Genomic DNA, 20,090 nt, shown 5'->3' on the forward strand with positions numbered 1-20,090 from the left:
AAACGTATGGCCCGCCCCGTCCGCAAGTGGCTTATGATCCGCTGGTCTGAGCAGTCTGCATAAACGTATCCGGCCTTCCGGCAGCGCCATTGGCCAAGATGGAGATCCGCGCGTTCTGGTCCTCATAAAAGGGTCGGCGTCGAGCGCCATTTTACGCCAGAGGCTTCCAGAACACCGATCGACTGTCAGGCCATCTTTCTCTCGCCGCTCGCAGACAACGTAAGGCCGACGAAGGCTTCGCCGACCAAGCTCGGTTCAGGCAGCCAACGCTGCCGGCTCATAGACGCGTTCGTGGCGCAGAAGTGCCCACACGGTCCGAGCCATCTTGGCTGCCAGCGCGACGACGGCGGTATTAGCATGTGCCCGCGCCAGCAGGCCCCGTAGCCACTGGCCGATCAGCGTATCGCTCTTGCGCAAAGTCGGCATCGCGGCCCGAGCGCCCTGGATCAGCATCTTGCGCAGGTACTTGCTGCCACGTTTGGTGATCCCGAGGAGACGTGGTCGTCCGCCCGTTGTGACCTGACGCGGCACGAGGCCGAGCCAGGCCGCCAGATCACGTCCGCGGGCGAAGGTCGCCACATCACCGATCGCCGCGACCAGCGCCGTCGCGTTGAGGGCGCCGATGCCCGGGATGGTGGTAAGCCGGCGCGCACTTTCGTCGGTCCGAGCCTGTTCGACGAACTCTGCGTCGAGGGCTGCGATGCGTCCGTCGAGGGACTGCCAGCGATCCCGGACGTCCGCCACGAGGATGCGCATCCGTGGCGTGAGGTCAGAGACCGCCTCGGTATCGAGCAGATTTTCTAAGCTAGCGGCGAGCTTGGCGCGTCCCTGCGGGACGATGTGACCGCGCTCCAGAAGGATGGCGCGGATCTGGTTCATCAGGGCCGTGCGTTCGCCGACAAGTTGGTCCCGCACCCGGTGCAGGGTCTGCATGTCGAGCTGTGCCTCCGACTTCAATGCCACGAACCGCATGGTCGGACGCGTCGCAGCCTCTGCGATCGCCTCAGCGTCGCGGTCGTCATTCTTCTGGGCTTTGACGTAGGGCCGCACATATTCCGGCGACATCAACCGGATGGTGTGGCCTTGAGCGGCGAGCGCCCGGCCCATGTGATGCGCGCCACAGCACGCCTCCATGGCGATGATGCAAGCTGGAAGCGTTGCGCCAAAGGTCATCACCGTCTCGCGCCGCATCCGGCGTCGCAAGACGACCCGACCGGTCGCATCCTGCCCGACAAGGCTGCAGCTGTTCTTGCCCAGATCGATCCCGAGTATCGCAATGGCCATCGGTCCGCTCCATCCCTCGTGTGAGCCACACTGCAAACCTAGCAGTGAAGCCCAGTGAGGGGCGGGCCATCCATAAAAGGGGCCGCACGCGGCGGCCCCCGGAGATTTTTCGAACCGGTGGATCCGGTCAGTAGCAGCGCTCGACCAGCACCCGGCGATAGCCGTACGGCGTCCAGCGCACGCGCGGGACGGTGTAGCAGCCGCCGCCGTAGCCGTAATCGTAGGCGCCGTAGCCCACGGGCGCGTATCCGCCGCCGTAGCCGTAGCCGTAACCCGGGCCGTAGGCGCCGTAGAGGCCGCCCGCCGCCAGGCCGAGGCCGACGCCGAGACCCAGGCCGCCGAGGCCGTAGCCGTATCCGCGTCCGTATCCGCGTCCGTAATACCCGCCGCGATAGCCGCCGAAGCCACCGCGATAGCCACCGAAGCCGGCATGGCGGAAGCCGCCGCCGCCGAAGCCGCCGCGGAACCCACCGCCGCCGAAGCCGCCGCCACCGTGGAAGCCACCACCGTGGAAACCGCCGCGCGCTTCTGCGGCGGCGGGAATCATCGCGAGCGCGCCGATCATGGCCACGGAGGCCAGAACAACTCGTTTCATCACATCGTCTCCGAGAGAAGCCGAAACGTCCCCTTGAACCTCAAACGCGGAGCCACCCGGAAGGGTTCATGCGCCTTCTGCGTCTCCCGTCATCGTGAAGCACGCCGGCCGCCCCGCCTGCGCACACCCGCCCTTGAAATCGCCGCGGGTTTCGGGCGAGGAAGCGGACCCGGCCGCCACGATCCTCCGGCGAGCGGGCTCAAGGGCGATGCGGGTGATCATGGTGCAGGTTGTCGTGCGGGCTCGCGTTCAGGTGAGTCGTTTCCCGGTCACCGCCCTCCTGCGCGCCGTCTGCCTCGGCCTCGGCCTCGCCGGAACGGCTTTGGCCGCCCCGGCGGCGCCCGCTCCCGCCCCCTGCCGTGCCGTCCAGGCGGAGGGCGAGTCCTATACGGTCTGCACCGTGGACCTGCGCCGCGAGCGGGTCCGGGTGTTCTGGCTCGGCGCCGACGGTCTGCCCTACTCCTCCCTCTCGACGCTCGCCGAGAAGCAGGGGGCGGGGCTGCGCTTCGCGATGAATGCCGGCATGTACGACAAGGGCCAGGCCCCGGTCGGGCTCTACATCGAGGACGGGCGCGAGCTGAAGGGCGTCTCCACCGCCAACGGGCCGGGCAACTTCCACCTCAAGCCCAACGGCATCTTCTGGGTGAAGGGCGAGCGCGCCGGCGTGATGGAGACCGGCCGCTACCTGCGCAGCCCTCCGAAGCCGGACTTCGCCACGCAGTCCGGGCCGATGCTGGTGGTGGACGGGCACATCCACCCCAAGATCTCCGCCGACGGTCCCAGCCAGAAGATCCGCAACGGGGTCGGCGTCCGCGACGACGGCCGCACCGCCGTGTTCGCGATCTCGGAGCGCCCGGTCAGCTTCGGCGCCTTCGCGCGGCTGTTCAAGGACGCCCTCGGCTGCCGCAACGCGCTGTTCCTCGACGGCAGCGTGTCGAGCCTCTACGCCCCCTCGATGAACCGCTCGGACCTCAGCCGGCCCCTCGGTCCGATGGTCGGGGCGGTGGCGCGCTGAGGGCGCGGGTGGCGCGCCGAGGGCGCGGGTGGCGCGCCGAGGGCGCGGGTGGCGCGCCGAGGGCGCGGGTGGCGCGCCGAGGGCGCGGCCGCTCAGGCATCGTCCTCTCGGCCGAAGACCTCGCCCTCCGCCGCCAGCCGCGCGTCGGCCTCGTCGCTCCGGAGGAGCTGCAGGGCCTGGTACTGCTGGAGCAGGCCGCGCAGGCGGATGTTGGCCTCGGCGCAATCGGCGGGCTCCGGGCTGTTCGCCGCGCAGCCCGCGATGGTCTCGTCGGTCTGACGGTCCACGGCCGCCCGGTCGGCCGCGCTCAGCGCCGCGAGGTCGCCGAAGCCGAGTTCCAGCGCGATCAGCTCGGCGATCTCGCGCCGCTTCTCCTCGATCTCGGACATGTCCCCTCCCGGCTTTCCGTGCCGCTGCGTCTACAGAACGGTCAGCGCCGTCAGGTCGATCCAAGCCTCCTGCTCGTCGCCGTCGACGTCGCCGTCGACGAACCAGCGGCAGAGCGCCCGGTCCCCCTCCAGGGCCACCACCGTCATGGTGGCCTCGTTGTCGTCGGATGCGACGAAGTCGCCGACCTTGATCGCCACGGAATGCCTCTTCGCCTCGATGATGGTGGGTCTCGTGCCCGCTTCGCGCGCGCGTCTCAGGCCCGCTTCGCGCGTTTGCCGAAGGCCACGGACAGGCGGGCGCGCACGCCCTCCGGGATCTCGGTGCGCGACTCGATGCGCACCGAGGGCATCTCGGCCCCGATGGTGCTGCGCGGGTCGAAGGCGAACTGCATGTGGCGCAGGCCGAGTTCGAGGCGGGTGACGCCGTCCGACTGGGTCAGGTCCTCGCCGAAGACCTCAATCAGCGGCCCGTCGGGATCGCCCTTCTCGATCTGGATGATGAAGTAGCCCGCCGGCTCCTCCTCGTCGTCCGCGCCCGAGATCAGGGTGATGCCGTTCTCGATGTCGAGGCGGACCCGCTCCACCGCGAAGGTCGTGACGTCGTCGTCGTCCATGCTCGTGTCTCTCGCGAAGCGCCCGCCGCGGGCGGGATGGTGCAGGGAAAGCGGTGGGTGCCCGGGCGTCGCGCGCGGGATGCTCAGCGCTGTCCGTGCTGGGTGTCGCTGAAGAGGTCCTTGAACTGGCGCGGCTGCGAACGCCAGTACTGGCGGGGCGCGCGCACCTGCGCGCCGAGCTCGGCCGCCGCGTGCCAGGGCCAGCGGGGATCGTAGAGCAGGGCGCGCGCCAGGGAGACCGCGTCGGCTTGGCCCTGGGCCAGGATCGATTCCGCATGCGCCGCCTCGGTGATGAGCCCGACCGCGATCGTGGTGAGTCCGGTCTCGGCCTTGATCCGCTCGGCGAACGGCACCTGGTAGCCCGCCGAGAGCGGGATCTGCTGGCGGGTGGAGAGGCCCCCGGTGGAGACGTGGATCGCGGCCGAGCCCCGGCGTTTCAGGGCGTGGGCGAGCTCCACCGTCTCCTCCAGGGTCCAGCCCCCTTCGACCCAGTCGGTGGCCGAGACGCGCATCCAGACCGGCTTGCCCGCCGGCACGGCGTCCCGCACCGCCTCGAAGCATTCCAGCGGGAACCGCATCCGGTTGGCGAGCGAGCCGCCATACTGGTCGGTGCGCCGGTTGGAGAGGGGCGAGAGGAACTGGTGCAGCAGGTAGCCGTGCGCCCCGTGCAGCTCGAAACCGTCGATGCCGAGGTGCAGGGCGCGCTTGGCCGTGGCGACGAAGCCGTCGCGGATCCGCTTCAGTCCCTCCGAATCGAGGGCGTGGGGTTCGGTCTCGCCCTCTCCGTGCGCCAGCGCCGAGGGCGCTTCCGTGCGCCAGCCGTCCGGCGCTTGCGGGTCGATCTGGGCGCCGCCGTCCCAGGGCGCGCGGCTGGAGGCCTTGCGGCCCGCATGGTTGATCTGGATCGCGATCGGCACCGGCGCGTGAGCCCGCACCGCGTCGAGGACCCGGCCCAGCGCCCGCTCGGTCTCGTCGGAATAGAGCCCGAGATCGGTGGGCGAGATCCGCGCCTCGGGCGAGATCGCCGTCGCCTCCAGGGTGAGGAGCCCCGCCCCCGACATCGCCATCTGCCCGAGATGCATGAGGTGCCAGTCGCCGGCCTGGCCCGCATGGGCCGAGTACTGGCACATCGGCGCGACGATGATGCGGTTCTCGAGGGTGAGGTCGTCGAGGCGCAGGGGCTCGAACAGGCGGGCGGTCATGAAGGGCTCCGGCTTGGCTGCATGCCCACATAGGTGGCGCGCCGGCGCGCGCTTGGCTAGCCGCCGCCAATCCCGCGCGCCTTGAGGCTGGCGCCGATCTCGTCGAGGACGCCGGCATCGTCGATGGTCGGCGGGGTGGTCCAGGGCTCGCCGTCGGCGATGCGCTTCATGGTCCCGCGCAGGATCTTCCCCGACCGGGTCTTCGGCAGCCGCTGCACGGTCAGGGCCAGCTTGAAGGCCGCGACGGGGCCGATCTGCTCGCGCACCAGGGCCACGAGCTCGCCCTCGATCGCCCGGGTCGGGCGGTCCACCCCCGATTTCAGCACGACGAAGCCGCAGGGCTGCTCGCCCTTGAGGGCGTCGCGGATGCCGATCACCGCGCATTCCGCCACGTCCGGGTGGCTCGCCAGCACCGCCTCCATGCCGCCGGTGGAGAGCCGATGCCCCGCGACGTTGATGATGTCGTCGGTGCGGCCCAGCACGGTGACGTAGCCGTCGGCATCGACGATGCCGGCATCCGAGGTGTCGTACCAGCCCGGATACGTGGCGAGGTAGCTCGAGCGGAAGCGCGCCTCCGAGCCCCAGAGGGTCGGCAGGCAGCCGGGCGGCAGGGGCAGCCGCAGGGCGATGGTGCCCATCGTTCCGGCCGGCACCGGCTTGCCGGCCTCGTCGAGGACGGCGAGGTCGTAGCCCGGCATCGGCACGCAGGCGCTGCCGTGCTTGACCGGCAGCCGGCCGAGGCCGACGGGGTTGCCCGCGATGGCCCAGCCGGTCTCGGTCTGCCACCAATGGTCGATGACCGGCCGGCCGAGGGCGCGCTCCGCCCAGGCCACCGAATCGGGGTCGGCCCGCTCGCCGGCCAGGAACAGGGACCGGAAGGCCGAGAGGTCGTAGGCGCCGACGCGCTCGGCGCGCGGGTCGTCCTTCTTGATCGCCCGCAGGGCGGTCGGTGCGGTGAACAGGCAGGCGGCGCCGTATTCGGCCACCACCCGCCAGAGCGCTCCGGCATCGGGCGTGCCCACCGGCTTGCCCTCGTAGAGCACCGTGGTGCAGCCGTGCAGGAGCGGCGCGTAGACGATGTAGGAATGCCCCACCACCCAGCCGATGTCGGAGGCGCAGAAATAGGTCTCCCCCGGGGCCACGTCGTAGAGGTTGGGCATCGACCAGGTCAGCGCCACGCAGTAGCCGCCGGTGTCGCGCACCACGCCCTTGGGCTTCCCCGTCGTGCCGGAGGTGTAGAGGATGTAGAGCGGGTCGGCGGCCGCCACGCTCACGCATTCGGCGCGCCGGCCCTCGGCTCTCGCCCGCGCCACCGTCTCGGCCCAGTCGTGGTCGCGCCCCGGCACGAGGTCGGCCGCGGCCTGCGGGCGCTGCAGGATCAGGCAGGCCGCCGGCTTGTGCGCGGAGGCCGCGAGGGCGGCGTCGAGGAGAGGCTTGTAGGCGACGACCCGGCTCGGCTCGATGCCGCAGGAGGCCGCGAGCACCACCTTGGGCGCGGCATCCTCGATGCGGATCGCGAGTTCGTTGGCGGCGAACCCGCCGAACACCACGGAATGCACCGCCCCGAGGCGGGCACAGGCCAGCATGCCGAACAGCGCCTCGGGCACCATCGGCATGTAGATCACCACCCGGTCGCCCCGGCCGACCCCGAGGTCGCGGAGCACCCCGGCGAGCGCGGCCACCGAATCGCGCAGCTCCGCGTAGGTGATCCGACGCTTCGTGCCGGTGACGGGCGAATCGTAGAGGATCGCGGCCTGGTCGCCGCGGCCCCCCTCCGCGTGCCGGTCCACGGCGTTGTGGCAGGCGTTCAGGGAGGCGTCGGGGAACCAGCGGCCGTAGGCGCCGGCCGCCCCGTCGAAGGCGCGGGTCGGCGCGCTCGCCCAGTCGATCGCCCGGGCCGCATCGAGCCAGAACGCCTCGGGATCGCGCAGGGAGGCCGCATGGACCTCGGCGTAGGAGCCGGGCAGCGGATTCGGGGCGGGGGGCGTGGCGTCCATGGCGTATCCTGCGCGACCGGTCGTGGATGCCGGTTTCTCCGCACTCTACCGGAATTTACGCCGCCGGGCCGCTTCGCCATCCTGCCCGGACTGGGGAGAAACGAAAACCGCCGCTCCGGAGACCGGCGGCGCGAGGATAGCGGAAACGAAGACCGCCGCCCTGGAGACCGGCGGCGCGAGGATAGCGGAAACGAAGACCGCCGCCCTGGAGACCCGCGGCGCGAGGATAGCGGAAACGAAGACCGCCGCCCTGGAGACCAGCGGCGGCGGCGAACGCTCTAGAGATTAGGATGTGGGGCCGGAACGGCCGCTAATGCAGCTGGTCGGATTCGCTTCGCAGGCGGTTCATCACGTCCTTGAGGTGGAGCTTGCGTCTCTTGAGTTCTGCGATCTGCAGATCGTTCGCCGATGGGCGGAGGGTGGCGTCGTGGATTTCCCGCTCGAGGGCTTCGTGCTTCCGGGCGAGCTGGGTCAGGTGCGTCTGCAGTGACATGAGCTGTGTCTCCTGTCTCGTTTCGACGGGTCCAGACTGGCATATGATCAGCCGGCTGTCGAAGCCTATCGACGGCCAGGCTTGACGGATGTTTGAGCAGGCGGATGTTTGTGCAGGAGGGGCGGCGGGTTCTTGCCCAGGCCGGCCGGCTGTCGCATGGTCGGCCGCGAAAGCGTCCCGGGGCATCAGGTGCGATGGCGGTCCAGTTCGATAACGATGCATCGGTGGAACCGGCCGACGAGTTGGCGCGGCTGAAGCAGGAACACCGCGATCTCGACGGCGCGATCGACGCCCTCGAGGTCGGCGTGGTGGCCGACCAGCTTCAGATCCAGCGCCTGAAGAAGCGCAAGCTCTCCCTGCGCGACCGGATCTCGTATCTCGAGGACCAGATCACCCCCGACATCATCGCCTGACCGGGCGCGGGGCCGCGGAGGCCCCGCCTTGCGGGCGCGCCACCGCTTTTGTATTCCGCGTTCCAGGGGCCGCGGCGCGTCGCACGGTCCGTCTCAACACCTGATCGCGAAGGGATCTGACGACCATGGCGGGAGCCTCCCCGGTCGCGATCATCATGGGCAGCCAGTCGGACTGGGCGACCATGCGGCATGCCGCCGAGACGCTGGATGCGCTCGGCGTCGCCCATGACGACCGCATCGTCTCGGCCCATCGCACCCCCGACCGCCTCGTGGCCTTCGCCAAGGGCGCCAAGGCCGAAGGATTCCAGGTGGTGATCGCGGGCGCCGGCGGCGCCGCCCACCTGCCCGGCATGACGGCGGCGATGACCCCCCTCCCCGTCCTCGGCGTCCCGGTGGAATCGAAGGCCCTGTCGGGCCAGGACAGCCTGCTCTCCATCGTTCAGATGCCCGCCGGCATCCCGGTGGGCACCCTGGCCATCGGCCGGGCGGGCGCGGTCAACGCCGCGTTGCTCGCCGCCGCCATCCTCGCCCTCACCGATCCGGCCCTCGCCGCGCGGCTCGAGGCCTGGCGCTCCGCGCAGACCGCGAGCGTCGCCGAGATCCCGCAAAGCGACTTACCGTGAAAAGCGACGCGCCTTGACCCCGATCCCCTCCCTTCGCCCCGGCGCGACCCTCGGCATCGTGGGCGGCGGCCAGCTCGGGCGCATGATCGCCCTCGCGGCCGCGAATTACGGCCTGCGGGTCCACGTCTTCGCCCCCGACGCGGACAGTCCGGCCTTCGACGTGTCGGCCGAGGCCACCGTCGCGGCCTATGACGACGTCGAGGCCCTGGCGCGCTTCGCCGCGAGCGTCGACGTGGTCACCTACGAGTTCGAGAACATCCCGGCGCAGGCCGCCGAGGCCCTGGCCGCGAAGGCGCCCCTGCACCCGAACGCCGCGGCGCTCGCCACGACCCAGGACCGGCTGACCGAGAAGCGCTTCATCAACGAACTCGGCATCGAGACCGCGCCCTTCCGCGCCGTCGACACGGCCGAAGACCTCGCCCGGGCGCTGGCCGAGATCGGCCGCCCGGCGGTCCTGAAGACCCGCCGCTTCGGCTACGACGGCAAGGGCCAGCGCATGATCCGCGCGGAGGGCGAATCCGATTCCGCCGCGATCGATCCTGCTGCGATCGATCCTGCTGCGATCCTGGCCGAATTCGGCGGCGCGCCCTGCATCCTCGAAGGGTTCGTGCCGTTCGAGGCGGAGGTGTCGGTGGTCGCCGCCCGCGGGGCCGACGGGGCCTTCGCGGCCTTCGATCCCTGCGCCAACGAGCACCGCGACCACATCCTCGCCGTCACGCGCGTTCCCGCGCCCGGCATCGCGCCGCAGACCGAGGCCGCCGCCATCGGCATCGCGCGCCGCATCGCCGAGGCGCTCGACTACGTCGGCGTGCTCGCCGTCGAGATGTTCCTGGTGCCCCAGGCGGACGGTCCCGCCCGCGTCGTGGTCAACGAGATCGCCCCGCGGGTCCACAATTCCGGGCACTGGACCATCGAGGGCGCGACGACCTCGCAATTCGCCCAGCACGTCCGGGCGGTCTGCGGCTGGCCGCTGGGCGATTCGGCCCGGGTCGGCGGCATGGCGGTGGAAATGCACAACCTCATCGGCGGCGACGTCGACGACTGGGCCGCGATCCTGGGCCAGCCGGGGGCGCAGCTCCACCTCTACGGCAAGGGCGAGGCCCGGCCCGGCCGCAAGATGGGTCACGTCACCCGGCTGCTGCCGAAGCCCTGAAGGCCTTCCGAACCGCGGCCCGATTGCGACACGGGTCCGGCAACTGACGGCTCCGCCGGCCGTTTCGGGCCGGTGCGCGCGGCGGGCCATACCTTCGCCACATCCAACCGCTTGAGCGGAACCCGTCGCCGACTTTAAGCGCCCATTCACCGCGATGCGGGATGGTGCCGGCGCGATCGGCCCCGACCATGCGGGCGCCGGCGAGGGATACGATCGATTCGGGGGCGGTGTCGCGCGCGACGCCGGGGGGAGCGAGGACCATGACGGTTTTGAAGCTGCGGGCATCGAAGGCGGGGCTGATCGGGGCCACGGCGCTCGTGGCGGCCGCCCTGGCCGGCTGCGAGACCTATGGCGGCGGCGCCACCGCGTCGCGCCAGTTCGCCGTGCTCGAATCGGACCAGACGGGGGCCACCACGGTCAACATCGCGTCGCTCAGCGACGTGATCCAGCGCAACCCCAACGACGCGGCGGCCTACGTCACGCGCGGCGCGGCCTATGCCCGGGCCGGTCAGTTCAACGACGCCATCGGCGACTTCACCAAGGCGGTGCAGATCGATCCGAACTCGGCCTCCGCCTACAACAACCGCGCCCTGGCCAACCGCCAGATCGGCCGCAACGACGCCGCGCTGCAGGATTTCTCGAAGTCCATCGCGGCCGACCCGAACTACGCCCCCGCCTATATCGGCCGCGCCAACGTGCTGCGCGCCCAGGGCGACCTCGAGGGCGCCACCTCAGACCTGAACCAGGCGATCCGCCTCGCGCCGGAATCGGCCGAGGCCTATCACGCCCGCGGCCTCGTTCGTCAGAAGCAGGGCCAGAACACCCAGGCCATCGCGGATTTCGACGCCGCCATCGACCGCAACCCCTTCGTGGCGGCCCCCTATGCCGCCCGCGGCCAGAGTCTGATCGCCACCAACCAGTACGACAAGGCGATCGAGGACTACAACGCGGCGCTCAACGTCAACAACAAGGACGCCACCTCCTGGGCCTATCGCGGCCTCGCCTACGAGAAGTCCAACCGCAAGAAGGAAGCGGTGGAGAGCTACCAGCGCGCCGCGCAGATCGAGCCCGGCAACCCGGTCGCCAAGCAGGGCCTCGGCCGCGTCCAGGGCGGCGTCGGCTCGTTGTTCAACTAGGCCCTCGTAAAGCCGGGAGATCCGGCGCGCCGGCCCGGTCCCGGAGGGATCGGGGGCGCGGGCGGAGGCCGAGGTTTCCGCGAACGCGCGCGTCCGGCGGCGCTAGCCGCCGGCGACCACGATCAGGCGCTGAACCTCGCCGCGCAGGTAGGCCTGCAGGAACTTCTCGTAGTTCTTGAACGAGACGCAGCCGTTCGAGGCGCCGCTCGCCCCGAGCATGTAGGTGTGCGCGAGGAGGCCGACCCGGCCGTGCACCGCCTCCGGCCCCCCGACGGGATTGAGGCGCAGGGCGCGGACGCCGTGGAAGGGCTGCTCGCGCTCGGTGATGTCGTAGGTGCCGACAGGGGTCGGGCCCTTCATCCGGACATGCACGTGCGCGGGGTCGTCCATGCTCTCGCCGAGGCCCGAATGCGCCTCGAGCTTTTCGCCGTTCGGGAGCGTCACCACCTTGGCGCGGATGTCGTAGACCGCGACCCCGCCGGTGCCGCTGCGCGGCACCAGATTCAGCGCCCTGCGGAAGACGTCGTCGGCGGGCTTGGTCTCCAGGGCCGCGTAGGCGAGCCGCGGCGGCTCCGGGTTCTCGATGCCGAACAGCCTCTCGACGAAGGAGCGGGTGTCCTCCGGCGGGGCTGCGGCGGCGGGCGGGGTCTGACGCGCCGCGGCGCGCGCCGGGCGGGACGAGGCCCGGCCCGCACGGAATTCGGGGGGGCGCGGCACCGGGAGCGGGACCAGCCGCGGCGCCAGGGGCTCGGCGACGGCGGCGAGGGTGGATGGCGCCGGACCGGCGTCCGGCGGCGAAGGCTCGGGCGTCGCGGCCGCCACGGCGGTCTCCTCCGCGGGGTCCGGCGCCTCGCCCTGCGCCTGGGCGGCGGGTTCACCCTCGGCCTGCGTCGCGGGTCCTGGCCCGCCGGCGACCTGCGCCGCGTCCGGCTCCGCCGTGATCGTCGCGCCGGCCGCCACGGCATCGTCCCGGACCGGGACCGGGTGACGGGACCAGTAGGCCAGGCCGCCGCCGAGGAGGACGGCCAGCGCCAGCGTTCCGCCGACGGCGAGGCCCGACCGCCGCGGGGAGGCCCCGGCATCGCCGGTCCGCGGATCGTGGCCCATCGTGTCGTGGCCCGTCACGTCGTGGCTTCTGGCAAGGTCGATCATGATCAGCGCGATCCGCCGTTCCGGGCCGGCGCCGATGCCGGTCCCTCCATCCGTGCCATTTCGGGCGCGAGTGACGAACTCGGAAGTATTCGGCCGTCACGATGGCCATCTCAGTCGGCCGAATCGGCAATTTGATGGCGGCATTGCGCCGACTTTGGGTGCCTATACAGGCCGAGACGGCGTCGATTTGGCCAATGGTGAGGCCGATCGCGCCCCGGCCGGCCGCCGAATGCAGTAGATCCGGCTTCGAGAACATCGGATCCGGCGGGGTTCGGGCCGCGCGCATCGCGCCCGGCCTCGCCGCCTCAGACCTCGCCGAGCAGGCGGTGCTCGCAGAGCATGCGTCGGACCGTGCCGCTGGCGGAACGGTAGACCACGGTCTCGGTCTCGATCAGGCCGGGTCGGAACCGGACGCCCCTGAGCAGGGCGCCGTCGGTGACGCCGGTGGCGGCGACGATGACGTCGCCGCGGGCCAAGTCGTGCAGCTCGTACTTCCGGTTGGGATCGCTGATGCCCATCCGGGCGGCGCGCTCGCGCTTGTCATGGCTGTCGAGGATCAGGCGCCCTTGCATGTGGCCGCCGATGCAGCGGAGTACGCCGGCGGCGATGACGCCCTCGGGGGCCGCGCCGATGCCGAGATAGATGTCGGCTCCGGTCGCATCGGCATTGGCGGTGTGGATGATGCCGGCGATGTCGCCGTCCGAGATCAGGCGGATACCGGCCCCCGTCGCGCGCACGGCGGCCACGAGCTGCATGTGGCGCGGGCGGTCGAGGATGATCGCGGTGATCTGGGCCGGGTCGACGCCCTTGTGCCGGGCGAGCGCGCCGATGTTGTCCGCCGGGCTGGCGTCGAGGTCGACGAGGCCGGCCGGATAGCCGGGACCGATGGCGATCTTCTGCATGTAGACGTCGGGGGCGGCGAGCAGGGAGCCGGCCTCCGCCAGGGCCGTCACCGCGATGGCGCCGGGCATGTCCTTGGCGCAGAGGGTGGTGCCCTCCAGGGGGTCGACGGCGATGTCGACCTTCGGGCCGTCGCCGGTGCCGAGGCGCTCGCCGATGTAGAGCATCGGGGCGTTGTCGCGCTCGCCCTCGCCGATCACCACGGTGCCGTCGATGGGCAGGAGGTTGAGTTCGAGGCGCATCGCGTCGACGGCGGCCTGGTCGGCCTCCTTCTCGCGGCCCTGCCCGCGCAGGCGCGCGGCGGCGATGGCCGCGCGCTCGGTGACGCGCGCCAGCTCGAGGGTCAGGGACCGCGCCACCGGCGCGCGCGATTCCAAGTTGCCACCGGACATATGAGCCTCGCGCCCCTGCGCCTCTCTCGGGCGCCCCTTATGAACTAAAATGCGAGTGAGGCACTAAGTTTCGCCAGTCGCACGCACTTTTCTTCGTTCGTCCACCGATCGTCCGTTTGCAGACGCAGCCGGCGCTATTCGCGCTCGATCCGGATCAGCTGGGGCGCCTCGGCGAGCAGGCCGTCGCCCGCGATGGCGTCCAGGGCGTCCCGGATCGTACCCTCGGTGGCGGCGTAGGTGATGAGGACCAGGGGGACCGGCTGGCCCGAGCGGCCGTGCGGGTCCTTCGAGGCCGCGCTCTCGGACCGGCGCTGCAGGATGCTCTCGATGGAGATGTCGCGCTCGGCCATCCGCGTGGCCACGCCCGCGGCGACGCCGGGGCGATCGTGCACGGTGAGGCGGATGTAGTAGCCGCCCTCGTGCCGCTGCATGGCGACGCGCTGGGACGGGCTCAGGGCGGCCGAGGGCCGTCCGAAGGTCGGGCGACGGGTGCCGGCGGCGATGTCGGTGATGTCCGAGACCACGGCCGAGGCGGTGGCCTCGCCGCCGGCGCCGGGGCCGATCAGGGTGAGTTCACCGACCGCGTCCGCGTCGATGGTGACCGCGTTGGTCACGCCCATGACCTGGGCGATGGCGGAGGATTTCGGCACCATGGTCGGGTGCACCCGCTGCTCGATGCCCCCGGCCGCGACCTGCGCGACGCCCAGCAGCTTGATCCGGTAGCCGAGCTCCTCGGCCATGGTCAGGTCGAGGGGCTGGATCGCCGAGATGCCCTCGACGGAGACGCCCTCGGCATCGACCTCGGTGCCGAAGGCGAGGCTCGTCAGGATCGCGAGCTTGTGGGCGGTGTCGAAGCCCTCGACGTCGAAGGTCGGGTCGGCCTCGGCATAGCCGAGCGCCTGGGCGTCCTTGAGGCAGGCCTCGAAGGTCAGGCCCTCGCGCTCCATCCGGGTGAGGATGTAGTTGCAGGTGCCGTTCATGATTCCGTAGACGCGCGAGACGGCGTTGCCGGTCAGGCCCTCGCGCAGGGCCTTGATCACCGGGATGCCGCCGGCGACGGAGGCCTCGTAGGCCAGCGCCACCCCCGCCGCCTCGGCCTGCCGGGCGAGCGCCGCGCCGTGCCTGGCCAGCAGGGCCTTGTTGGCGGTGACCACGTGCTTGCCGGCGGCCAGGGCCGCCTCCACCGTCTCCCGGGCCGGGCCCTCGGCGCCGCCGATGAGCTCGACCACGCAATCGACCTCACCCGAGCGCGCCAGGGCGACGGGATCGTCGAACCAGGCCACGCCGGCGAGGTCGAGGCCGCGGTCGCGGCTGCGGTCGCGCGACGAGACGGCAGTGACCCGAATCGTCCGACCGCTGGTCTGGCCCAGGGCCTCGGCCCGGCGGGCGACCATCCGGACGACGGCGGCGCCGACGGTGCCGAGGCCGGCAACGCCGAGGCGAAGGCTCTGTGTCATGGGTGTGTTCCGTCACTCTGTCGCGTAGGAGGCCTGCCGCATCCGGGACCTGCCGCGTCCGGCGGCGGCGCGGGGCCTTGGCGTCGGTCGGCGGAGGCGATTGCCGCGCTCGACGCGGCCCGATCTTCTGCAACGATTTGCCGGGGCGCGCAACAAAACGCCCGGCCGTCGCGGACCCGCGGCGTTACGATCGGCGTTCGCGGTAGCGGGCCGCGACGGCGATCAGCGCGTGGAGCACCCCGGCATTGAGGACGTGCCAGAGGGCGTGGGTTCCCAGCGGCCAGGCCGGGCAGACCGCCCGGTCGAGGGTGCGGAAGGCGAGCGAGACGGCGAACAGCGCGGCGACCCCGAGGAGCGCCCGTCCGGCCTCGCGCCGGACCGGGCCGAGGGGGCGGCCCTGCGACGCCAGCAGGCCGGCGGCGACGCCCGCCAGCGCCAGGATCGCCGGAGCGTAGCCGATCGAGCCGTTGGTGAGCGCCTCCATCGACCGGCCCGTCAGCCCGTCGAGGGCCGGCTCCAGGCCGATGTTGAAGGCGGCGAAGCCCAGGGTGGCGGCCAGCGCCGCCATGAGGCCGAGGCCGAAGAAGCGGCGCATCGCCAGGAGGAAATAGGCGTCGATGAACAGCGCGATCGGGATGACGTCGGCCAGCAGCGACCACTGCACCGCGAGGGTGTGGAACAGGAACGAGCCGAGGCCCACCACCGCCACCAGGGCGCTGAGCAGGAGGGCCGGGACATCCCCCGTGCCGGCCCGGCGCACGCGCCACGCCGCCAGGCCAGCGGCGACCAGGAAGGCGCCGTTGGACAGGGCGTTGACCGGCTCCGCCCAGAAGCCGGGATCGCTGCGCTCGCAATAGGCGTAGATCGGTGTCAGCCAGTGCCCGGCCATCCGGCCCCCATCCGTCCGCCCCGCGATCCGTGACGTCTTGCCAGCCCGAAGCGAAGGCCCGATGACGGACACCCTCGCGCAAAGACCCTCAGAGACTCCCAGCCCATGCGGATCGCCACCTGGAACGTCAATTCGATCAAGCAGCGCGTCGGCCACCTCGTCGGCTTCCTCGACGAGGCCAAGCCCGACGTGGTCTGCCTGCAGGAGCTGAAATGCCAGGACGAAGGCTTTCCCCGGGCGGAGATCGAAGCGGCGGGCTACGCCGTCGAGACCCTGGGCCAGAAGGCCTATAACGGCGTCGCCCTGCTGGTGCGCGCGCCTCTCGCGATGTCCGAGATCCGCCGCGGGCTGCCCGGCGACGACAGCGACGAGCAGGCCCGCTACATCGAGGCGCTGGTCTCCGGCGACGCTGTGCGTCCCGTGCGCGTCGCTTCGATCTACCTGCCCAACGGCAATCCGGTCGACAGCCCGAAATACCCTTACAAGCTCGGCTTCCTGGAGCGGCTGCGGCGCCACGCGCAGGGCCTGCGCGAGGCCGAAGAGGCGGTGGTGCTGGCCGGCGACTACAACGTCATTCCCGAGCCGGAGGATGCCGCCGACCCCGAGGCCTGGCGCGCGGACGCCCTGTTCCTGCCGCGGAGCCGGGCGGCGTTCCGGGCGCTCCTCGCCGAGGGCTACACCGACGCCCTGCGGGCCTGCGACCCGCGGCCAGGCCTCTACACCTTCTGGGACTACCAGGCGGGGGCCTGGAACCGGAATGCCGGCATCCGGATCGACCACCTCCTGCTCTCGCCCCAGGCCGCCGACCGCCTGCTCTCGGCCTCGGTGCAGAAGCACCTGCGCGGCCTGGAGAAGCCCTCCGACCACGTGCCGGTGACGGCGGAACTCACCGACGCGTGAGCGAACGATCCCGTCTCCCGTGGGTTGGGCCAGCACCGATCCCCCCACATGGAGGCAAACCCGCGTGAAACTCTACGGCACCGGCTATTCGCCCTACGTCCGCAAGGTCCTCGTCGCCCTGGCCGAGAAGGGCCGGGAGGCGGAGCACATCCCGCTGTTCTTCCACGCCAAGGACCCGGCGTTCCAGGCGGCGAGCCCGCTCGGCAAGATTCCCGCCCTCGACGACGACGGCTTCCTGCTCGCCGATTCCTCGGCGATCCTGACCTATCTCGAGGCCAAGTTTCCGAGTCCGGCGCTGTTTCCGTCCGAGGCCGAGGCGCGCGGCCGCGCGATCTGGTTCGACAAGTACGGCGACACCGAGATGTTCGACGCCATCATCGCCCCCTTCGCCAACCGGGTGGTGAAGCCGAAGCTGCTGGGGAAGCCCGGCGACGAGGCCGCCGTCGCCAAGGCGCTGACCGAGGACCTGCCGAAGATCTACGACTATCTCGAGGGGCAGATCGACGGACCCTACCTCGTGGGCGACGCTTTCGGCATCGCGGACATCTCGGTGGCGACCGGCTTCCACAACCTGCATCTGGCCGGGGAATCCGTCGATGCCGGGCGCTGGCCGAAGCTCGCCGGCTACGTCACCGCCACCCTGGCCCGGCCGTCCTTCGTGACGGCGCTCGCGGCCCGGACGTCCCCGAACTGACCGTCCCCGAACCGACCGTCCGCGTGGGCGACGCCCTTCCCGCGGGTCAGCGCCGCCGGCGCGCCGACCCGGTGACCTGGGCGGAACTCTGGGAGGCCTGCGCCACCGCGGCGGCGCGGTCCTCCTCGCTGGCCGAGGCCCAGGTCTTCTCGTAGAGGGCGACGATCCAGTCGTCCTTGCGGCCCTGCGCGGCGTCCCGGGCCATGGAGAGCCACATCAGCCCGCGGGCACGCTGGGCCGGCACGCCCAGGCCGTTGACGAGAAGCTGGCCGAGCAGGGCCTGGGCCGGGGCGTGGCCCTTCTCCGCGGCGAGATTGAACCAGCGCGCGGCCTGGCGCGCGTCGGTGTCGACGCCGGTGCCGTCGAGGTAGAGCCGGCCGAGATTGTACTGGGCGTTCGGGTCGCCGAAATACGAGGCCGCGTAGTTGAACATGTCGTAGGCGCGCTCGGGATTCGGGCGCACGTAGGTGCCCTTGATCCCGTCCAGGAAGTAGGCGCCGAGCGCCGTGAAGGCGCTCGCGACCACGCCCGAGTTCTGGGCGTCCGGCCCCTCGTCCGTGGTGTCGTCGGCGATGCGCGAGAAGAACTCGAACGCCTTTAGGTCGTCGTGGGGCACGCCGTCGCCCTCGGCATACATGCGCCCGAGCTTCCACAGCGCCAGGGCGTGGCCCTGGTCGGCGGCGTATTCGAGGGCGCGGGCGGCGCCTTCCTTGTCGCCCGCATTGTAGTCGCGCACGCCCATGCGCAGGGCCTCGCGGGCGCTGCGGTAGCCACCGCTCGGCACGGGCGTCCGGGCGGTGGCGTCGAGGGCCGCCGCCGGAGCCAGGCCGAGGAGCAGGAGCCCCGCCGCCGCGGCGAGCCGCCGGCCCATGCGTGCCAGCGGCCGATCCCGGGCGGCCCAGGCCGGCCGCACGGCGCGGCCGAGGGCTGTCCTAGATGTCCGCATAGGTGTGCGTCTCCTCGGCGCCGCCCGGATGGGTCACCGCGCCGTTCACCGCCGGACCCACGGTCTGCTGGTACTTCCACAGGTAGCCGGAGGTGGCCGAGTTGGTGCGCGGGGTCCAGGCGGCCCGGCGCTGGGCGAACTCCGCGTCGGAGACCGCCACGTCGAGGGTGCCCTTGATGGCGTCGAGGGTGATCACGTCGCCGTCGCGGATCAGGCCGATCGGACCGCCGATGGCGGCCTCGGGTCCGACATGGCCGACGCAGAAGCCGCGGGTGGCGCCGGAGAAGCGCCCGTCGGTGATCAGCGCGACCTTGTCGCCCATGCCCTGGCCGTAGAGGGCCGCGGTGGTGGAGAGCATCTCGCGCATGCCGGGGCCGCCCTTCGGACCCTCGTAGCGGATGACGAGGACCTCGCCCTCCTTGTAGGTGCGCTTCTGGACGGCCTCGAAGCAGGCCTCCTCGCCGTCGAAGACGCGGGCCGGGCCGGTGAAGACCTGCTTCTCCTCCGACATGCCCGCCACCTTCACGATGGCGCCCTCCGGCGCGAGGTTGCCGCGCAGGCCGACGACGCCGCCGGTGGGGGTCAGGGGCGTGCCGGCGGAGCGGACCACGTCCTGGTCCGGGTTCCACTGCACCTTCTCCATGTTCTCCGCCATGGTGCGGCCGGTGACCGTCATGCAGTCGCCGTGCAGGAAGCCGTGGTCGAGAAGCGTCTTCAGCAGAAGCGGGATGCCGCCGACCTCGAACATGTCCTTGGCCACGTAGCGTCCGCCCGGCTTCAGGTCGGCGATGTAGGGCGTCCGCTTGAACACCTCGGCCACGTCGAACAGGTCGAACTTGATGCCGCACTCGTGGGCGATCGCCGGCAGGTGCAGGGCCGCGTTGGTCGAGCCGCCCGAGGCCGCGACGGCGGCCGCCGCGTTCTCCAGGCTCTTGCGGGTGACGATGTCGCGCGGACGGATGTTCTTGGCGATGAGCTCCATCACCTTCTCGCCCGCGGTCATGCAGAATCTGTCGCGGATCTCGTAGGGCGCCGGCGCGCCGGCCGAGTAGGGCAGCGCGAGGCCGATGGCCTCGGAGACGGTGGCCATGGTGTTGGCGGTGAACTGCGCGCCGCAGGCGCCGGCCGAAGGACAGGCGACCTGCTCCAGCTCGTCGAGATCGTCGAGGGACATGTCGCCGACCGCGACCTTGCCCACCGCCTCGAACAGGTCCTGCACCGTCACCGGGCGGCCGCGGAACGAGCCGGGCAGGATCGAGCCGCCATAGATGAAGATCGCCGGCACGTTGAGGCGCACCATCGACATCATCATGCCGGGCAGGGACTTGTCGCAGCCGGCCAGACCCACGAGGGCGTCGTAGGCATGGCCGCGCATGGTCAGCTCGACGGAATCGGCGATGACCTCGCGGGAGGGCAGCGAGGCGCGCATGCCGGCATGGCCCATGGCGATGCCGTCCGTCACCGTGATGGTGCAGAACTCGCGCGGGGTGCCGTTGGCGGCCGAGACGCCCTTCTTCACCGCCTGCGCCTGGCGCATCAGCGAGATGTTGCAGGGTGCGGCCTCGTTCCAGCAGGAGGCGACGCCCACCAGCGGCTGGTGAATCTGCTCGCGGGTCAAGCCCATGGCATAGAGATACGAGCGGTGGGGAGCGCGCTCCGGCCCCTCCGTGACGTGACGGCTGGGAAGCTTCGACTTGTCGGTTTTACGCGCGTCCATCGTTCGTCTCACCACCCCGGCCCGATACGCATGTGTGGGTTCGGAGCGACCGCGAACAGATGGGTGCGCTCCGTGGACAGCCACGGCGCGCGGCCCCACCGGACCGTTTCTCGGAAAGCGTCTGAACTC

The 20,090-nt window shown here is 71.4% G+C and carries 21 protein-coding genes; 7 read left to right on the top strand and 14 right to left on the bottom strand.

Going from position 1 to position 20,090, the window contains the following annotated elements; all coding sequences use genetic code 11:
* Positions 1 to 255: 255 nt before the first annotated feature.
* Together ACLBWX_RS17290 and ACLBWX_RS17295 are read right to left on the bottom strand one after the other, a co-directional pair.
* Complete coding sequence (locus ACLBWX_RS17290; RefSeq protein WP_447678112.1) at positions 256 to 1,284, bottom strand: IS110 family transposase; 1,029 nt, start codon at positions 1,282 to 1,284, stop codon at positions 256 to 258.
* A gap of 127 nt (positions 1,285 to 1,411) precedes the next feature.
* Positions 1,412 to 1,879, bottom strand: coding sequence for a hypothetical protein (locus ACLBWX_RS17295; RefSeq protein ID WP_447678241.1), 468 nt, complete (start codon positions 1,877 to 1,879; stop codon positions 1,412 to 1,414).
* 253 nt (positions 1,880 to 2,132) lie between these two features.
* Between ACLBWX_RS17295 and ACLBWX_RS17300 the strand changes: the two genes are divergently transcribed.
* Positions 2,133 to 2,894, top strand: a complete 762-nt coding sequence (locus ACLBWX_RS17300) for a phosphodiester glycosidase family protein (RefSeq protein ID WP_447678242.1) — start codon at positions 2,133 to 2,135, stop codon at positions 2,892 to 2,894.
* Positions 2,895 to 2,986: 92 nt separating this feature from the next.
* Here ACLBWX_RS17300 and ACLBWX_RS17305 read toward each other — a convergent pair whose 3' ends face one another.
* The 6 genes from ACLBWX_RS17305 to ACLBWX_RS17330 all read right to left on the bottom strand — a co-directional run bounded on the left by ACLBWX_RS17305 (position 2,987) and on the right by ACLBWX_RS17330 (position 7,589).
* The gene (locus tag ACLBWX_RS17305; RefSeq protein WP_447678243.1) at positions 2,987 to 3,283 is read right to left on the bottom strand and encodes a hypothetical protein; all 297 of its coding nucleotides are present in this window, start codon (positions 3,281 to 3,283) and stop codon (positions 2,987 to 2,989) included.
* A gap of 30 nt (positions 3,284 to 3,313) precedes the next feature.
* Positions 3,314 to 3,481, bottom strand: coding sequence for a hypothetical protein (locus tag ACLBWX_RS17310; RefSeq protein ID WP_200930020.1), 168 nt, complete (start codon positions 3,479 to 3,481; stop codon positions 3,314 to 3,316).
* 56 nt (positions 3,482 to 3,537) lie between these two features.
* On the bottom strand, positions 3,538 to 3,897 hold the full coding sequence (locus ACLBWX_RS17315; protein ID WP_447678244.1) for a hypothetical protein: 360 nt from the start codon (positions 3,895 to 3,897) through the stop codon (positions 3,538 to 3,540).
* 83 nt (positions 3,898 to 3,980) lie between these two features.
* Complete coding sequence (locus tag ACLBWX_RS17320) at positions 3,981 to 5,099, bottom strand: NADH:flavin oxidoreductase/NADH oxidase (RefSeq protein WP_447678245.1); 1,119 nt, start codon at positions 5,097 to 5,099, stop codon at positions 3,981 to 3,983.
* A 56-nt stretch (positions 5,100 to 5,155) separates the two neighbouring features.
* Positions 5,156 to 7,096: a propionyl-CoA synthetase gene (locus ACLBWX_RS17325; RefSeq protein WP_447678246.1), complete on the bottom strand. Its 1,941-nt coding sequence runs from the start codon at positions 7,094 to 7,096 to the stop codon at positions 5,156 to 5,158.
* Positions 7,097 to 7,406: 310 nt separating this feature from the next.
* Entirely contained in the window at positions 7,407 to 7,589 is a 183-nt protein-coding gene (locus ACLBWX_RS17330) for a YdcH family protein (protein WP_056470003.1), read from the bottom strand.
* Between the two features lie 194 nt (positions 7,590 to 7,783).
* On the opposite strand from ACLBWX_RS17330, the gene ACLBWX_RS17335 reads away from it, so the two are divergent.
* The 4 genes from ACLBWX_RS17335 to ACLBWX_RS17350 all read left to right on the top strand — a co-directional run bounded on the left by ACLBWX_RS17335 (position 7,784) and on the right by ACLBWX_RS17350 (position 10,914).
* Positions 7,784 to 8,002: a YdcH family protein gene (locus ACLBWX_RS17335; RefSeq protein WP_055949968.1), complete on the top strand. Its 219-nt coding sequence runs from the start codon at positions 7,784 to 7,786 to the stop codon at positions 8,000 to 8,002.
* A gap of 125 nt (positions 8,003 to 8,127) precedes the next feature.
* The gene (gene purE / locus ACLBWX_RS17340) at positions 8,128 to 8,625 is read left to right on the top strand and encodes a 5-(carboxyamino)imidazole ribonucleotide mutase (RefSeq protein WP_447678247.1); all 498 of its coding nucleotides are present in this window, start codon (positions 8,128 to 8,130) and stop codon (positions 8,623 to 8,625) included.
* An 82-nt stretch (positions 8,626 to 8,707) separates the two neighbouring features.
* A complete protein-coding gene (locus ACLBWX_RS17345; RefSeq protein ID WP_447678299.1) occupies positions 8,708 to 9,778 on the top strand; it encodes a 5-(carboxyamino)imidazole ribonucleotide synthase in 1,071 nt (356 codons plus the stop codon).
* 260 nt (positions 9,779 to 10,038) lie between these two features.
* A complete protein-coding gene (locus tag ACLBWX_RS17350; protein WP_447678248.1) occupies positions 10,039 to 10,914 on the top strand; it encodes a tetratricopeptide repeat protein in 876 nt (291 codons plus the stop codon).
* A gap of 102 nt (positions 10,915 to 11,016) precedes the next feature.
* On the opposite strand, the gene ACLBWX_RS17355 is transcribed toward ACLBWX_RS17350, so the two are convergent.
* The 4 genes from ACLBWX_RS17355 to ACLBWX_RS17370 all read right to left on the bottom strand — a co-directional run bounded on the left by ACLBWX_RS17355 (position 11,017) and on the right by ACLBWX_RS17370 (position 15,704).
* Positions 11,017 to 12,066 (bottom strand): tlde1 domain-containing protein, encoded by a 1,050-nt coding sequence (locus ACLBWX_RS17355; protein WP_447678249.1) that lies wholly within the window; start codon positions 12,064 to 12,066, stop codon positions 11,017 to 11,019.
* 305 nt (positions 12,067 to 12,371) lie between these two features.
* Positions 12,372 to 13,358 carry a class II fructose-bisphosphatase gene (gene glpX / locus ACLBWX_RS17360; protein ID WP_447678250.1) on the bottom strand — a complete coding sequence of 329 codons (987 nt, stop codon included), beginning with the start codon at positions 13,356 to 13,358 and terminating at the stop codon, positions 12,372 to 12,374.
* Between the two features lie 134 nt (positions 13,359 to 13,492).
* Positions 13,493 to 14,815 (bottom strand): homoserine dehydrogenase, encoded by a 1,323-nt coding sequence (locus ACLBWX_RS17365; protein ID WP_447678251.1) that lies wholly within the window; start codon positions 14,813 to 14,815, stop codon positions 13,493 to 13,495.
* Between the two features lie 184 nt (positions 14,816 to 14,999).
* Positions 15,000 to 15,704 (bottom strand): ceramidase domain-containing protein, encoded by a 705-nt coding sequence (locus ACLBWX_RS17370; protein WP_447678252.1) that lies wholly within the window; start codon positions 15,702 to 15,704, stop codon positions 15,000 to 15,002.
* 105 nt (positions 15,705 to 15,809) lie between these two features.
* On the opposite strand from ACLBWX_RS17370, the gene xth reads away from it, so the two are divergent.
* A complete protein-coding gene (xth, locus tag ACLBWX_RS17375; protein WP_447678253.1) occupies positions 15,810 to 16,604 on the top strand; it encodes an exodeoxyribonuclease III in 795 nt (264 codons plus the stop codon).
* 64 nt (positions 16,605 to 16,668) lie between these two features.
* Complete coding sequence (locus ACLBWX_RS17380) at positions 16,669 to 17,298, top strand: glutathione S-transferase family protein (RefSeq protein ID WP_447678254.1); 630 nt, start codon at positions 16,669 to 16,671, stop codon at positions 17,296 to 17,298.
* Between the two features lie 46 nt (positions 17,299 to 17,344).
* On the opposite strand, the gene ACLBWX_RS17385 is transcribed toward ACLBWX_RS17380, so the two are convergent.
* Positions 17,345 to 18,244, bottom strand: coding sequence for a tetratricopeptide repeat protein (locus ACLBWX_RS17385; protein ID WP_447678255.1), 900 nt, complete (start codon positions 18,242 to 18,244; stop codon positions 17,345 to 17,347).
* Positions 18,231 to 19,961 (bottom strand): dihydroxy-acid dehydratase, encoded by a 1,731-nt coding sequence (gene ilvD / locus ACLBWX_RS17390; protein WP_447678256.1) that lies wholly within the window; start codon positions 19,959 to 19,961, stop codon positions 18,231 to 18,233. Before ilvD ends, ACLBWX_RS17385 begins: the two co-directional genes overlap by 14 nt.
* Positions 19,962 to 20,090: the final 129 nt, after the last annotated feature.

The organism is Methylobacterium sp. M6A4_1b, assembly GCF_053345175.1.

What these genes read in the sequence shown, in the direction of transcription:
- ACLBWX_RS17290 (WP_447678112.1), bottom strand. Translation starts at nt 1,284, where the DNA reads ATGGCCATTGCGATACTCGGGATCGATCTGGGCAAGAACAGCTGCAGC.
- ACLBWX_RS17295 (WP_447678241.1), bottom strand. Translation starts at nt 1,879, where the DNA reads ATGAAACGAGTTGTTCTGGCCTCCGTGGCCATGATCGGCGCGCTCGCG.
- ACLBWX_RS17305 (WP_447678243.1), bottom strand. Translation starts at nt 3,283, where the DNA reads ATGTCCGAGATCGAGGAGAAGCGGCGCGAGATCGCCGAGCTGATCGCG.
- ACLBWX_RS17315 (WP_447678244.1), bottom strand. Translation starts at nt 3,897, where the DNA reads ATGGACGACGACGACGTCACGACCTTCGCGGTGGAGCGGGTCCGCCTC.
- ACLBWX_RS17320 (WP_447678245.1), bottom strand. Translation starts at nt 5,099, where the DNA reads ATGACCGCCCGCCTGTTCGAGCCCCTGCGCCTCGACGACCTCACCCTC.
- ACLBWX_RS17325 (WP_447678246.1), bottom strand. Translation starts at nt 7,096, where the DNA reads ATGGACGCCACGCCCCCCGCCCCGAATCCGCTGCCCGGCTCCTACGCC.
- ACLBWX_RS17330 (WP_056470003.1), bottom strand. Translation starts at nt 7,589, where the DNA reads ATGTCACTGCAGACGCACCTGACCCAGCTCGCCCGGAAGCACGAAGCC.
- ACLBWX_RS17335 (WP_055949968.1), top strand. Translation starts at nt 7,784, where the DNA reads ATGGCGGTCCAGTTCGATAACGATGCATCGGTGGAACCGGCCGACGAG.
- purE (WP_447678247.1), top strand. Translation starts at nt 8,128, where the DNA reads ATGGCGGGAGCCTCCCCGGTCGCGATCATCATGGGCAGCCAGTCGGAC.
- ACLBWX_RS17345 (WP_447678299.1), top strand. Translation starts at nt 8,708, where the DNA reads ATGATCGCCCTCGCGGCCGCGAATTACGGCCTGCGGGTCCACGTCTTC.
- ACLBWX_RS17350 (WP_447678248.1), top strand. Translation starts at nt 10,039, where the DNA reads ATGACGGTTTTGAAGCTGCGGGCATCGAAGGCGGGGCTGATCGGGGCC.
- ACLBWX_RS17355 (WP_447678249.1), bottom strand. Translation starts at nt 12,066, where the DNA reads ATGATCGACCTTGCCAGAAGCCACGACGTGACGGGCCACGACACGATG.
- glpX (WP_447678250.1), bottom strand. Translation starts at nt 13,358, where the DNA reads ATGTCCGGTGGCAACTTGGAATCGCGCGCGCCGGTGGCGCGGTCCCTG.
- ACLBWX_RS17365 (WP_447678251.1), bottom strand. Translation starts at nt 14,815, where the DNA reads ATGACACAGAGCCTTCGCCTCGGCGTTGCCGGCCTCGGCACCGTCGGC.
- ACLBWX_RS17370 (WP_447678252.1), bottom strand. Translation starts at nt 15,704, where the DNA reads ATGGCCGGGCACTGGCTGACACCGATCTACGCCTATTGCGAGCGCAGC.
- xth (WP_447678253.1), top strand. Translation starts at nt 15,810, where the DNA reads ATGCGGATCGCCACCTGGAACGTCAATTCGATCAAGCAGCGCGTCGGC.
- ACLBWX_RS17385 (WP_447678255.1), bottom strand. Translation starts at nt 18,244, where the DNA reads ATGCGGACATCTAGGACAGCCCTCGGCCGCGCCGTGCGGCCGGCCTGG.
- ilvD (WP_447678256.1), bottom strand. Translation starts at nt 19,961, where the DNA reads ATGGACGCGCGTAAAACCGACAAGTCGAAGCTTCCCAGCCGTCACGTC.